The sequence below is a fragment of the Halomonas campaniensis genome, assembly GCF_002211105.1.
GTDB lineage: Bacteria > Pseudomonadota > Gammaproteobacteria > Pseudomonadales > Halomonadaceae > Vreelandella > Vreelandella campaniensis_A.
The window spans coordinates 45,838-59,300 of the sequence record NZ_JPUA01000043.1 but is presented as its reverse complement, the minus strand read 5'-3'; the positions used below and the strand labels follow the sequence as shown (position 1 = coordinate 59,300).

Annotated in this window: 12 protein-coding genes; 8 read left to right on the top strand and 4 right to left on the bottom strand. The window is 58.0% G+C overall.

Translation table 11 applies throughout. The features are described 5' to 3' along the window. Positions 1-49: 49 nt before the first annotated feature. The 4 genes from JI62_RS19755 (at position 50) to nanR (ending at position 3,932) form a co-directional block, all read left to right on the top strand. Positions 50-592, top strand: a complete 543-nt coding sequence (locus JI62_RS19755; protein ID WP_088701816.1) for a TRAP transporter small permease — start codon at positions 50-52, stop codon at positions 590-592. A gap of 41 nt (positions 593-633) precedes the next feature. Next, positions 634-2,013, top strand: a complete 1,380-nt coding sequence (locus JI62_RS19750) for a TRAP transporter large permease (protein WP_088701815.1) — start codon at positions 634-636, stop codon at positions 2,011-2,013. 46 nt (positions 2,014-2,059) lie between these two features. Then, positions 2,060-3,136 (top strand): Ldh family oxidoreductase, encoded by a 1,077-nt coding sequence (locus JI62_RS19745; protein WP_088701814.1) that lies wholly within the window; start codon positions 2,060-2,062, stop codon positions 3,134-3,136. 76 nt (positions 3,137-3,212) lie between these two features. Then, positions 3,213-3,932, top strand: a complete 720-nt coding sequence (gene nanR, locus JI62_RS19740; RefSeq protein WP_035580639.1) for a transcriptional regulator NanR — start codon at positions 3,213-3,215, stop codon at positions 3,930-3,932. 16 nt (positions 3,933-3,948) lie between these two features. Here the strand turns inward: nanR and JI62_RS19735 are convergent, their stop codons facing one another. The 4 genes from JI62_RS19735 to JI62_RS19720 all read right to left on the bottom strand — a co-directional run bounded on the left by JI62_RS19735 (position 3,949) and on the right by JI62_RS19720 (position 8,626). Further along, the gene (locus tag JI62_RS19735) at positions 3,949-5,586 is read right to left on the bottom strand and encodes a UxaA family hydrolase (protein WP_088701813.1); all 1,638 of its coding nucleotides are present in this window, start codon (positions 5,584-5,586) and stop codon (positions 3,949-3,951) included. Positions 5,587-5,632: 46 nt separating this feature from the next. Then, positions 5,633-6,484, bottom strand: a complete 852-nt coding sequence (locus JI62_RS19730) for a fumarylacetoacetate hydrolase family protein (protein ID WP_088701812.1) — start codon at positions 6,482-6,484, stop codon at positions 5,633-5,635. Between the two features lie 24 nt (positions 6,485-6,508). After that, the gene (locus JI62_RS19725) at positions 6,509-7,258 is read right to left on the bottom strand and encodes an SDR family oxidoreductase (RefSeq protein WP_088701811.1); all 750 of its coding nucleotides are present in this window, start codon (positions 7,256-7,258) and stop codon (positions 6,509-6,511) included. A 291-nt stretch (positions 7,259-7,549) separates the two neighbouring features. Beyond that, positions 7,550-8,626 carry a TRAP transporter substrate-binding protein gene (locus JI62_RS19720; protein ID WP_088701810.1) on the bottom strand — a complete coding sequence of 359 codons (1,077 nt, stop codon included), beginning with the start codon at positions 8,624-8,626 and terminating at the stop codon, positions 7,550-7,552. Between the two features lie 284 nt (positions 8,627-8,910). Between JI62_RS19720 and JI62_RS19715 the strand changes: the two genes are divergently transcribed. Genes JI62_RS19715 through JI62_RS19700 form a run of 4 tightly spaced genes read left to right on the top strand, consistent with a single transcriptional unit; the run spans position 8,911 to position 13,450 of the window. Beyond that, on the top strand, positions 8,911-10,713 hold the full coding sequence (locus tag JI62_RS19715) for an IlvD/Edd family dehydratase (protein WP_088701809.1): 1,803 nt from the start codon (positions 8,911-8,913) through the stop codon (positions 10,711-10,713). 16 nt (positions 10,714-10,729) lie between these two features. Next, entirely contained in the window at positions 10,730-11,674 is a 945-nt protein-coding gene (locus JI62_RS19710) for a DMT family transporter (RefSeq protein ID WP_088701808.1), read from the top strand. A gap of 31 nt (positions 11,675-11,705) precedes the next feature. Beyond that, a complete protein-coding gene (locus tag JI62_RS19705; RefSeq protein ID WP_088701807.1) occupies positions 11,706-12,476 on the top strand; it encodes a FadR/GntR family transcriptional regulator in 771 nt (256 codons plus the stop codon). A 35-nt stretch (positions 12,477-12,511) separates the two neighbouring features. Beyond that, positions 12,512-13,450 (top strand): Gfo/Idh/MocA family protein, encoded by a 939-nt coding sequence (locus JI62_RS19700; protein WP_088701806.1) that lies wholly within the window; start codon positions 12,512-12,514, stop codon positions 13,448-13,450. Positions 13,451-13,463: the final 13 nt, after the last annotated feature.

Below are 13,463 nucleotides of genomic sequence, written 5' to 3'. Positions count from 1 at the left end.
CTTTGATAACACTCCGCTCCTTTGAGCGGAGTGTTTGGAGTGTTGTGCCATGAGTGACACACGAGAAGACGTTCCGCCTGGCGTCGATCCAATGGTCGATTTTGAATCCGCCTTTGATGACACCCCGTTCAGGCTGAGCGATTACCGGATTGAGGATTTGGCGACCCTAATCCTGTTCTGGGCGCTGATTTTAGTGGTATTCGCCCAGTTCTTTAGCCGCTATGTAATGGGTGACTCAATCGGCTGGACGGAAGAGATCGCCCGCTACCTGCTGATTGGGGTGGGCTTTTTGGGCAGTGTCATGGCCGCCCGAAATGGCAGCCATATTATGGTGGAGTTCTTCTACCACTATATGCCTGCGTGGCAAGCGCTTTTGCTGGAACGTCTAGTAAACCTTCTAAGCCTTACTTTCTATATAGCGATGGCGTGGGTGACCTATCAGTTGGCATCGCGCACCAATAGTTTGATGGTGTCTATCGATCTGCCCAAAAGCATCATTTATTTCACTGTCTGTGGGGCATTTGTATTGATGGCGATGCGTACCGTTCAACGGCTCTATCTCAAGTATCAACACCGCAGCGATGATGTTTAAAGAGTGCTTTTCACCCCGCCATTTTGATTAAGAGGCCTGCTATGTCTCGATTAACTGTGATGCGCTGGCAAAAGCCGCTCGTGTCGCCGCTGCTGGCGGCCCTTGCGGTGCTTGGTTGCGTGATCCTGCCGCTGATGGGCTACCATCTTGCGTTTCTGTTTTTCGCGCTGTTTACCATGCTGGTACTCGGCGTGCCCATCGCTATTAGTCTGGCGGGCGCCTGCTTGATGTTTGTGCTGATCACCGGACAAGTACCCAATATTGTGGTGGCCCACCGCATGATTAATGGCATTGACAGCTTTCCACTGCTGGCGATTCCCTTTTTTATCTTTGCCGGTAGTTTGATGAACAACGGCGGGATTACCGAGCGCATTTTCAATTTTGCCAAGGCGTTAATGGGATGGATGCGTGGCGGGCTTGGACACGTCAATGTTGGTGCCAGCATCGTATTCTCCGGGATGTCCGGAGCGGCGGTGGCGGATGCCGGTGGCCTTGGCATGATCGAAGTAAAAGCCATGAAAGACGCCGGTTACGATGAAGAGTTTGCGGTAGGCATTACCGCCGCGTCATCAACTATCGGGCCAATCATTCCGCCTAGTCTGCCGATGGTGATTTACGGCGTGATGGCCTCCGCCTCGGTAGGCCAACTGTTCGCAGCGGGGCTGGTTCCTGGGCTGCTCATGGGCGCCATGCTGATGCTGATGATCTTTATTATCTCGCGTCGGCGCGGCTATCAGCGCGATGCGGTGTTCTCGATGCGGGTGCTAGGCCATACCTTTAAGCGGGCTTTCTTATCGCTAATGACGCCGGTCATTATCGTTGGCGGTATTATCAGTGGTGCTTTTACGCCCACCGAGGCGGCGGTGGCCGCGGTGTTCTACGCGCTGCTACTGGGCGTGGTGGTTTATCGCACGCTGACTTGGCGCAAGCTTTTGAAAGTCAGCATGGAAACCATCGAGACCACCGCGGTTATCCTGTTTATTGTCTCTTCGGCGTCGATCTTTGCCTGGATTCTCACCAGTAATCAGGTCACTCAGAACGTAATTGCCCTCATGGGCCCCTTTGCCGACAGCAAGCTGGCGGTGCTGATGATGGCAAACATTGTGCTGATTATCGTTGGCTGCTTTATGGAAACCATTGCGGCAATCACCATTTTGGTTCCGGTGCTGCTGCCCATGGCGGTTGCCGTAGGCGTAGACCCGGTGCATTTTGGGGTGATTATGGTACTCAACCTGATGATCGGGTTGCTGACCCCACCGGTGGGCATGGTGCTCTACGTGCTCTCTCGGGTCTCCAATGTCAGCTTTGAGCGTTGCATGCGCGGCACCATGCCCTTCCTTATTCCCTTGGTGGTCTGCCTGCTATTGGTGACCTTTATTCCAGCGATCTCTATGTGGCTACCCACACTGATTTATCGTTAAGCACTGTCGAGAACAGTTTAATATTAAGACCAGGAGTACGTGGCCCATGACTGATCCGTCGCCAGAGTTTCGCGTCGCACGCGAAGACCTTCATCGCTTTATGCAAGCAGCACTTGGGGCTGCGGGAGCTGATCAGGCATCGGCAGAGGCCGTAACCCGCGCCCTGGTCACGGCCTCGCGGATGGGTACCGACAGCCACGGCTTGCGCCTGCTGCCCCACTATTTGCAGGCGCTCAAAGGCGGGCGTATTAATGGCTCGCCTAACATGCGATTTCAACAGCGTTTGGCCGCAACGGGGTTTTTAGACGCGGACGATGGGCTAGGCCACCTGGCGGGTTATACCGCGATGGAACACGCTATGGAAATGGCGGCAGAGGTGGGCATGGGGGCTGTCGCTGTAGGTAACTCTTCTCACTTTGGTGCAGCGGGCTGCTATGCCTTAGCGGCGGCTGAACGCGGTTATCTGGGAATGGCGTTTTGTAACTCCGACCCTTTTGTGCTGCTGCATGACGGCGCCAAGCCTTTTCATGGCACCAACCCCATCGCCTTTGCAGCACCCGTGGCGGGTGAGGCGCCGTATCTGCTGGATATGGCCACCAGTTCGGTACCCTGGAACCGTGTACAGCAGTACGGCGCCATTGGTCGTGAACTGCCGGATCAGGTAGCCGCCGATGCCACCGGGCAGGTAAGCCGCATTCCCAGCGAGGTGGCAGCTCTGCTGCCGTTAGGCGGCAGCGCCTTTGGTTTTAAAGGCGCCGGGCTGGGCGGCATGGTGGAGATCCTAAGCTCAATGCTATCGGGTATGCAGCACGGCTTTAAACTGCTCCCCATGGGCGGGCCAGATATGGCCACGCCGCGTGGAGTAGGGCATTTTTTCCTGGCCATGAACCCCGATGCGTTTGTAGACGAAGGTACTTTCGCGCGCGGGTTAGCTGAGTACTTGGCCGACCTGCGTGTCCAGCCTGCCGCCGAGGGGGCAGAGGTGCTAGCACCGGGGGATCGCGAATGGCGCTGCCAGAGCAAACGAGATACCGAAGGCATCCCGCTTGATGCCGCCAATCAGTTAGCCTATGCCGAAATTGCTAAACAGTACCCAATAGCGCCGCTTACTCAACTCTGTTGAAAGCCGGTTTGAAGGATAATGACTAAAAATGCAGTAAAATGGCGGAAAATTCCAGGTTAACCAGGGGTGACTGCCTATGAGCAGATACCGGATCGAGCGAAAAACGCTGTCCGAACAGGTCGCTGAGCAGCTCGAGGCGGAGATCCTCGAAGGGCGGCTAAGTGAAAATGATCAACTGCCTTCAGAGAGAGAGTTGATGGAGCAGTTTGGTGTTGGCAGACCAGCGGTGCGCGAAGCGCTGTTCCATCTTCAGCAACTTGGGCTAATTGCCATCAATAGCGGCACCCGGGCCAGGGTGATTCGCCCCACTGCCGAAGCGGTGATGGCGAGGCTCTCCGGGGTGACCCGGCAGCTGCTTTCCAAGCCCGATGGCCAGCAATACTTTCAAGAAGCGCGGGCCATGTTTGAAATTTCATTGGCGCGCTATGCCGCGCGTAATGCCAGCGAGGAAGATTTGGCCAGATTGCGCGATGCGTTGGCCGATAATCGCGATGCGATTGGGGACGAAGCGCGCTTTAAACGCTCTGACAATGATTTCCATGGGGTGCTGGCAAGCATTGGCCGCAACCCCATTTTTGATGCCATGCATTTGGCGCTATCGGAATGGCTGGATGACCGACGTGCCCAGGTGTTGCAACAAAAGGACGAGGATAAAGCTGCCACCGCCGCGCATACCGAAATCATCGAGGCCATTGAGTCCCGTGACCCAGACGCAGCCGAAGCGGCGATGCGACGCCACCTCGACCGCCACTATGGCACCTACATGCAGCTCAAGAAGCGCCTTGCACCTGATTGACACGAGTGTTCTGCTGCTAGAGAGACACGCCTCGCTTCCAGGGAATAAAGTCGTACTGAGCAAGCGACACCGCACGCGGCCGGTAGCGTCCAGATGCTGTCTCAATGCACAGCTCAAGCAAACGATCGGCTAATTCGCCGATCGCCACCTCGCCGCGAATGATCGGCCCAGCATCAAAGTCGATGACGTCGCTCATACGGGTGGCCAGTGCTGTGTTACTGGCGATTTTGAGCACCGGCGTGACCGGGTTACCGGTTGGCGTGCCAAGTCCCGTGGTGAACATGATCAGGTTGGCGCCGGAACCGGCCAACGCAGTGGTCGATTCCACGTCATTGCCCGGCGTACACAGCAGGCTAAGGCCCGCGCGTGTTTGTGGTTCGATGTAGTCGAGCACGTCGACCACCGGGCTGTCACCGCCTTTCTTGGCCGCGCCAGCGGATTTCATGGCATCGGTGATCAGTCCGTCACGGATATTGCCCGGTGATGGATTCATGGAAAAATCGGCGCCGACCAAGGCCGCATGACGCTGATAAGCCGCCATCAGTTCGCTAAACCGCTCTGCCACTGAATCATCACTGCAGCGGGCGATTAGTTCGTGCTCTACGCCACACAGTTCAGGGAACTCACTGAGAATACCGCTGCCGCCTAGCGCCACTAAACGGTCGATGACCGCACCGACCAGTGGGTTGGCGGACAGCCCGGAAAAACCATCCGAGCCGCCGCACTCCACGCCGATGCTGAGCTTTGACAGCGGCGCCGGGGTGCGTTCTACCTGGTTGGCGGTGGCTAAGCCATCAAAAATGGTGGTCAGCGATTCGCGTATCAGTGCGGTTTCACTCTGACTGGCTTGCTGTTCAAGGTAGTGTACCGGCCGCAGGCCTTGGGGATCGCGAGCCTGAACCGCCGCTTTGATCATATCGATCTGCGCCTTCTGGCAACCAAGGCTGAGCACCGTAGCGCCGGCCACGTTGGGGTGGCAGATATAACCGGCAAGTAACTGGCAAAGTGCCTGGGCGTCGCTATCCGTGCCGCCGCAGCCGAGTGTGTGGGTCAGAAAGCGTACCCCGTCGACATTGGGAAACAGTCGTTCGCGGGGCGGTGGAGTGGGTTCTCCCGAACTGCCATGCAGCAACTCCCGGGCCAACTGCTTGTACTCACGGAAAGGATCTTCACCCAGCGCATCGGCGACGCACTGGCGTAACACCTCAATATTGCGGTTCTCGCAGAATACCAACGGAACGACCAGCCATACGTTGGCGGTACCGACCTTCCCATCCGGGCGGTGGTAGCCATCGAAGGTGGCACCCTGAAAATGTGCGACGTCAGGCGCCTGCCAGCTACCGCGCTTGGCCTGAGGAGTCGAACTGGCGGTGCTGTGTTCGACGTTCTCGGTGGTAACGGCCGCCCCCTGGGCGATGGGGCGGGTGGCGCGTCCCACGGTGACACCATACATGATCACCGTGTCGCCAGGCTCAAGGGCCGTCAGTGTGAACTTGTGCTTATGGCGGATCGCCTCGGTGAGCGTGATGCGCTGCCCGCTGTCGGTGACGTCAGTGCCAGCGGGCAAATCCTTCAGAGCAACGCAAACATTGTCGGCGGCATGCACACGTAGGGTGTCCAGCTGGCCGCTGTCACTGGCAATGGTTTGGTTCATGGCAAGGCTCCAGTGGTGGGTTAGCGAGGTTTCTCCGCCTTTTGAATCAGCGCTGCTGGTCGGCTACGACGGTCTGGTGCTGCTCACCGAGCCCTTGGATACCCAGGCGCATGCGCTGGCCGGGTTTTAGGTAAACCGGCGGCTGTTGGCCCATACCGACACCCGGCGGCGTGCCGGTGGAGATCACATCGCCCGGCTGGAGGCTCATAAAACGGCTTAAGTAGCTGATCAGAAAAGGAATCTGGTAGACCATGGTGCGGGTGTTGCCATCCTGGTAGCGCTTACCATCCACCTCAAGCCACATACCGAGCTGGTGGGGGTCTGCCACCTCGTCTGGCGTGACAAGCCACGGGCCCAGGGGGCCGAAGGTATCGCAGCCCTTGCCTTTGTCCCAGGTGCCGCTGCGTTCGAGCTGAAAGGCGCGCTCGGAGACATCGTTAACCACACAGAAGCCAGCAACGTGCTGCATGGCATCGGCTTCGTCGATGTAGCGTCCGGCTTTACCGATCACCACGCCAAGCTCGACTTCCCAATCGGTTTTCTCGGAATCGCGAGGAATGATGACCTCGTCATTCGGGCCGCAGATGGCGCTGGTCCATTTATTGAAGATCACCGGCTCTGGGGGAACCTGAGCACCGGTTTCGGCGGCATGATCCGAGTAATTCAAGCCAATGCAGATGAACTTGCCTACACCCGCAACGCAGGGGCCAATGCGCGTCTCGGCGGTTATCTCAGGCAGGCTGGTGGCATCCAGTGCAGCAAGGCCTTCGAGGGTGCGGCGGTCGAGAGACTCGCCAGACAGATCGGTGATATGGGCCGACAGGTCGCGGATTACCCCATGGTCATCCAGCAGGCCGGGCTTTTCATGGCCGCGAGGGCCGAAGCGTAATAGTTTCATCGGTCGGTTCCTTGGTTTACATGATCAGATCAGCCAGCCACCGTCGATAATCTGGGCGGTGCCGGTGGTATAGGCGGACTCATCGGCGGCCAGGTAGGTGGCCAGGGCGGCAATTTCTTCCGGGCTGCCCAGACGCCCCTGAGGCTGCCTGGCGATAAATTCGGCGTAGACATCCTCTTCTTTTCGTCCCTGCCGCTTGGCTTGCTCGCCAATGCGCTGGCGCAGCGAAGGTGAGTCCACTGTACCGGGGCAGATGGCGTTGCAGCGAATACCCTGGCCAATATAGTCGGCGGCCACCGACTTGGTCAGACCGAGTACTGCGGCCTTGGTGGTGCCGTAGGCGCAGCGGTTGGGCACCCCTTTAAGGCTAGAGGCCACCGAGGCCATGTTGATAATACTGCCGCCGCCACTATCGAGCATGGCAGGCAGAAAGGCGCGAATCATGCGCATCATCGCCATCACATTGAGTGATAGCGAGAGTTCCCAGTCATCGTCGCTGCCATCCAGCAGCGAGCCATTAGCCACGTAGCCGGCGCAGTTGAAGAGGATATCGATGGCGCCTAGCTCGGCGGCTAGACCCTGAATAGCGGCCTCATCCAGCACGTCGAGTCGGCGCGTGGTGATGCCTTTGATGTTGGCTAGTTCAGCGAGGCTTTGGATATTGATGTCGGTGGCAATGACCCGCGCGCCCTCGGCGGCGAAATGCAGCGCTGTGGCCCGGCCAATGCCTTGACCTGCAGCAGTGATCAGTGCCGTCTTGTCTTTAAGTCGCATGGCGGTTCCCGGTGCTATTGTTATTGATTCAGTACGGTTGTTAACCCGGTACTGCTGTTGATCCGGTGATGATCGCTTGTTGGTTGCTAGGTTGATAATGAACAGTCATGTGGTATGACAGGATGCTAGCATGACGTTTAGCTGAGTATGGCCTAGTTACTGACAGTTGCCAATATTCTGAGGGGCATAATGAAACGCAAAAGGGACAGCCGAGGCTGTCCCTGTCAGTACTTTTGAGTATTTTCTGTTAAGCGGTGAATGAAGGGAAAGCCCCCCCAACGCTGAAGATGATTACTCCGTCATTGATGATTCAGCAATACGCTGAAACTCAGCCACTAGGTCTTCACCAATGCGCGGCGCCCACTCATCGTAAACCGGCTGTACGGCTTCCTGGAAAGCGGCAATCTGCTCGTCATCAAGACGGGTGATTTGCATGCCGCGCTCTTCAAGCTGATCCCGCGCCCAGTCGTCGTACTCGCTGGAAAGCTGGATTTCGTAATCCGCGGCTTGCAGCGCCGCTTCCTGGACAAGCTCTTGATACTCGGGGTCGAGGCGATCCCAGGTACGCTGCGAGATCATCTTGATAAAGGGGGTGTAGACGTGGCGGGTTTCGGAGCCGTAGTCCTGCACCTCATAGAAATTGGAGGTCAGGATGGTGCTCCAAGGGTTCTCCTGGCCATCGACCACGCCCTGCTCCATGGCGGAGAAGAGTTCACCAAACGCCATTGGGGTTGGGTTGGCGCCCAGGGCTTCCCAAATTGCCAGGTGCACCGGGTTCTCCATGGTGCGAATCGACAGGCCACGAACATCCAGGCCTGCCACATCCTCAGGAGAGGAGACTTCCCGAGCGCTATTGGAGAGCTGGCGGAAGCCATTTTCAGAGAACGCCAGCGCCTTCAGGCCGGTACCATCGAAGGCGTCGAGCATCTCCTGGGCGGCATCGCTACGCATGGCCTCGACAGCCGCTTCCCGGGTAGGTAGCAAGAAAGGGAGGTCGAAAACCGCCAGTTCCTCAACATACCCGGTAGCGGGAGAAGACGAGGGGTAAGTCATATCCAGCGTACCGGTCTGCAGCATCTCCATCATCTGCACATCGTCGCCAAGCTGGCTGTTGGGGAAGATGTTGACGGTGATACGACCTTCACTGCGCTGGTCAAGAATATCCGCGAAGTACTGGCTGGAGATGTACTGAGGCGAGCTTTCCGCTAAGCCAAGCCCCATACGCAGTGTAACGCTGCCATGATCGCCCACCGTCTCGCCTTCGATTTCAGGCGGGTCGGAAAGGTCGGGCGTTTGCGCGTAAGCGATGCCTGAGCTGAGCAGCGTGGCGCCGGTCAATAGTAGGGTGCGTTTCCAAAGATGGTGCATAGTCATCACTCTCCTGGGATGCAGCAGGTCGCTATGCTAAGGGGATATTCCTAGCGAGCTGCAGCGTGGTTACGGTTGTTGTTGTGGGTAAGCTATTGTTGTATGAAGCAGCACTCACTCTTAGAGGATGCCGTGCCGCAAACCGCCAAGGTGAATGTCTAACGTTTTCCTTATATGTTCAACATATACTTTTGTATGTATCGACGTTAGAGCGAAGAAAGCGTACCGTCGTGACCAATCTCTCTTTGACTCTTACAACCTTACTCTAGGCGTGGAGTGGCACCATGGCCAATTTTCAGCGAATAACTCCTGAGCAGTTGCGTTCACGCTACTGGTTCGATAACCCCGATCACCCCGGCACCACGGCGCTGTGCATCGAGCGCTACCTTAATTACGGTATTACCCTGGATGAGCTGACCAGCGGCAAGCCGATTATTGGTATCTGTCAGTCTGGTTCTGATCTAACGCCGTGCAACCGCCACCACATTGACCTGGTTAAGCGGGTGAAAGACGGCATTCGCGCCGCAGGTGGCGTGCCGTTTGAATTTCCCATGCACCCTATTCATGAAAATGTGCGCCGACCTACTGCTGCGCTGGATCGGAACCTCGCTTACTTGGGGATCGTGGAAGTGCTGCACGGCTACCCATTAGACGGCGTGGTATTGACCACTGGCTGTGATAAAACCACCCCTGCGGCGCTGATGGCGGCGGCAACCGTGAATATTCCGGCTATCGTGCTCTCCGGCGGGCCAATGCTCAACGGCTGGCGGGGCGCTGAGCGGGTCGGCTCGGGGACTATTATCTGGGAGCTTCGCAAGCGGCTGGCAGCAGGGGATATCGACTACGCAGAGTTCCTTTCCCGTGCCAGCGACTCGGCACCCTCAATCGGCCACTGTAATACCATGGGCACTGCTTCCACCATGAACTCCATGGCGGAAGTGCTGGGCATGAGCCTGCCGGGTTCGGCGGTGATACCCGCCCCCTATAAAGAGCGCGCCATGGTGGCTTTTGATACCGGCACGCGGATTGTCGATATGGTTTGGGAAGACCTGCGTCCGCTGGATATCCTGACCCGTGATGCCTTTGAAAATGCCATCGTGGCATGTTCGGCCCTGGGCGGTTCCTCTAACGCGCCGGTGCATATCAATGCCATCGCCCGCCATGCGGGCATCGAGCTGGATAACGACGACTGGCAGCGCCTGGGCCATGAAATCCCTTTGCTGGCCAACGTGATGCCTGCGGGTGCTTTCCTGTGCGAGGAGTTCTACCGTGCTGGCGGCGTTCCCGCCATTCTCCACGAGCTACACACCGCCGGTAAGCTGCACAGCGATGCGCTTACAGTGAATGGCCGCTCCATCGGCGATAATCTGCAGGGCCGTGAAACCCAAGACTCTGATGTGATCTGCCGCTATGGCGACCCACTGGTGGAGCACGCGGGCTTCCTCAACCTCAAGGGTAATCTATTCGACTCGGCGCTGATGAAAACCAGCGTGATCTCCCGGGATTTCCGCGAGCGCTTCCTGAATGACCCCAACGACCCGGAAGCCTTTGAAGGCAAGGTGGTGGTGTTTGATGGCTCAGAAGATTACCACGCCCGCATTGATGACCCGGCGCTCAACATCGACGCCCGTACCATTCTGGTAATGCGCGGCGCTGGCCCGGTAGGCCACCCTGGCGGTGCCGAAGTGGTCAATATGCAGCCGCCGGAGGCGTTGATCAAACAGGGCATCGAATCGCTGCCGTGCCTGGGCGATGGTCGCCAGTCGGGTACTTCCGGCTCACCGTCGATTCTCAATGCCTCCCCGGAAGCCGCCACCGGTGGCGGCTTGGCACTGCTGGAAAGCGGCGACCGACTGCGGGTCGATCTTAAACGTGGTGAGGTACAGCTGCTGATTGAAGCCAGCGAACTGGAAGCGCGCCGCGAACGTTTAGTCCAGCAGGGCGGTTACCGTTACCCTGGCCACCAGACCCCTTGGCAGGAGATCCAGCGCAGTATGGTCGAGCCGCTGGATCGCGGCATGACATTGGAACCCGCCACCAAGTACCGCGATGTGGCTCGCCAGCATCCGCCCCGGGATAATCACTGAAGGGGCGAGCACTAAGATGAGTCGTTTAAGTACCTTGTCCCATCGCCAGCAGGGCCTGCTGCTCACCGCGGGTGGCGCGATTATTATGGCGCCGGATGCCCTTTTGATTAAGGTCGCCAACCTGCCCGATGCAGAGATCCTGATGTGGCGTGGCTTTCTTTCTGGGTTAGGTTTTCTACTGATCGCCTTGATGCGCTATGGCCGTGGCACGCTGGCGGCTTATCGTCGCTGCGGCTGGACAGGTATCGCCGTGGCGCTGCTGTTCAGCCTGACCACCTGTGGCTTCGTGCTGGGCAACCAGTACACCAAGGCGGGCAACGTACTGATGATACTGGCTAGCTCGCCACTTATCGCTGCAGTGCTCTCCTGGATTATCCTCAAGGAGCAACTGCCCAGGCGTACCTGGTTAGCGATATTGCTATGTATGGCAGGTGTTGCGCTAATCGCCCTCGATGACGCGGGCGCCGGCTCTTGGTTGGGCAATGCTTTTGCCTTGATGGCGGCAACCACCCTGGCGATTAACTTTACCCTCTGCCGTACCCGGCCGGGGGTAGATATGAGCCCCATGCTGGTATTCAACGGCCTTATCGTGGGTAGCACTGCGGGGCTGTTTTGGCTGGCAGGGAGCGAACCGAGCCTGCCTGCAGCCAGCCAGCTTGCCGTCGTTATTCTGCTCTGCCTGATTATTGTGCCCTGTGGTGTGACGCTGCTGCAGCGCGGGCCGCTCTACCTGCCCTCCGCGGAAGTAGGTTTGCTGATACTGCTCGAAGTGGTGCTGGGTACGCTGTTGGCCTGGTGGATACTGGCTGAGCAACCCGCGCCAATGGCCATGGTCGGCGGCGCACTGGTGCTGGGCACGCTGAGTGCTAAGGGCCTCTATGAACGGCGGCTTGAAATGAGGATGCGCGCCAGGCTCGAAGCTACCCCGTCGGTAACAGTCGACCGGTCAAGTACGGTATGATTGACAGGAATTGAAATAGGGCCTTATCGCAGTGACGTCATCTCCCAGTAAGCCAGCCGCTCGCCCCAGTATCGCTGAACATCTCGCCGAGGAGATCTTCGGTGGCCGTTATCACCCCGGTGATCTTGTGCCCCGGGAAATGGATCTATGTGAACGTTTCGCCATTAACCGTTCGGCGGTGCGTAGCGACCTGCGCCAACTGGTCGATGCCGGTATTATCGAACGTATCTCCGGGCACGGCTCCAAGGTGCGCGAGTACTCAGAGTGGCATATTCTTGATGCTCAGGTAACCGACTGGTTGACCCGCTACGCGGCGCCCAATCCGGATATTCAGCGTGAAATCCTCGCCTTCCGCCTAGACGTTGAGCCCTATGTGGCGATGACCGCCGCCAAGCGGGCCAAGGCGCGGGATCTGGTTGCTATCGAAGAAGCTTTTGAAGGGTTGGGGCAGAACCTGCGCAATGCCACCTGCGAAGAGGAGCGGCGGCTACACAGCGAGTGCGATGTCGCTTTCCACGAGGCGATCTTCAAGGCGACCCATAATATTGTCTGGGCGCAGCTATCACATATCCTACGCCCTTCCATCTACATGCTGATCTCCATGTCCAACGAGAACGCCCCGGATCCTGAAGAGAGCCTGGAGCGCCACCGCCAACTGATGGAGAGCATCCGCCTACGCCGCCCCCGGGAGGCGTTTTTAGCCTCCCAAGCGGTGCTCGCAGGTACCGCCGCAGCGCTAGGGCTTGAGCACAGCGTTAGTTCATTAGGGCGCAGCGTTGAGTTGCCCCATACCGCCCCCTAACTCCTATTTTCAATGGCAAATACAAAGGCAAGCGTATGTCTGACTTCAGCTCTGGCTTTAAGCTCGGTTTGGTAGGCGTAGGTAAAATCGTCCGCGACCAACACCTTCCGGCGATAGCCGCCACCCCGAACTGCCAACTTGTCGCCACGGCGGATCCCTACGCGGAACTACCCGATGTGCCGGCCTATCAGAATCTTGATGCGATGCTAGACGCTCACCCGGAAATTACCGCCGTCTCTATTTGCACGCCAACGCACCTGCGCTACTCCCAGGCGCGGGCCGCACTGATGCGCGGCAAGCACGTGTTGCTTGAAAAGCCGCCGGGGGCGACGCTTAGCGAAGTGGAGGACTTGATTGCCACCGCGGCCAAGCAGGGCGTTAGCCTATTTGCCGCCTGGCATTCGCGGTTTGCTCCCGGTGTGGCAGAGGCTCAGCAGTGGTTGAGTGAGCGTCAGGTGCAGCGGGTGGAGATCGAGTGGAAAGAGGATGTGCGGGTATGGCATCCCGGCCAGGCGTGGATCTGGCAGCCCGGTGGCATGGGGGTTTTTGACCCCGGTATTAATGCGCTGTCGATTGCGACTGAAATCCTTCCCCAACCGTTCTTTCTGCAACAGGCGCGGCTGTTGGTGCCGAGCAACGCGCAAACCCCGATTGCCGCGGATCTTACCTTTACCGACCCAGAAGGCGCCTCCATTGAGGCCGCGTTTGACTTTCGCCAGAGCGGCCCTCCCACCTGGGATATGCATATCGACACCGATAAAGGCCGTTTAAGTCTTACCCAAGGTGGCTGCCGATTGGTCATCGACGATGAACTGATCATTGAAGACGAAGAGCGGGAGTACCAAGGCCTCTACGCGCGCTTTGGCGAACTGATCGCAAAAAAACGCAGCGAGGTGGATGTTGCCCCGCTGCGCCAGGTCGCCGATGCGTTTCTATACGGTCATCGTGAAACCACCGACGCCTTTATTGAGTAACGTACTCAGTAAA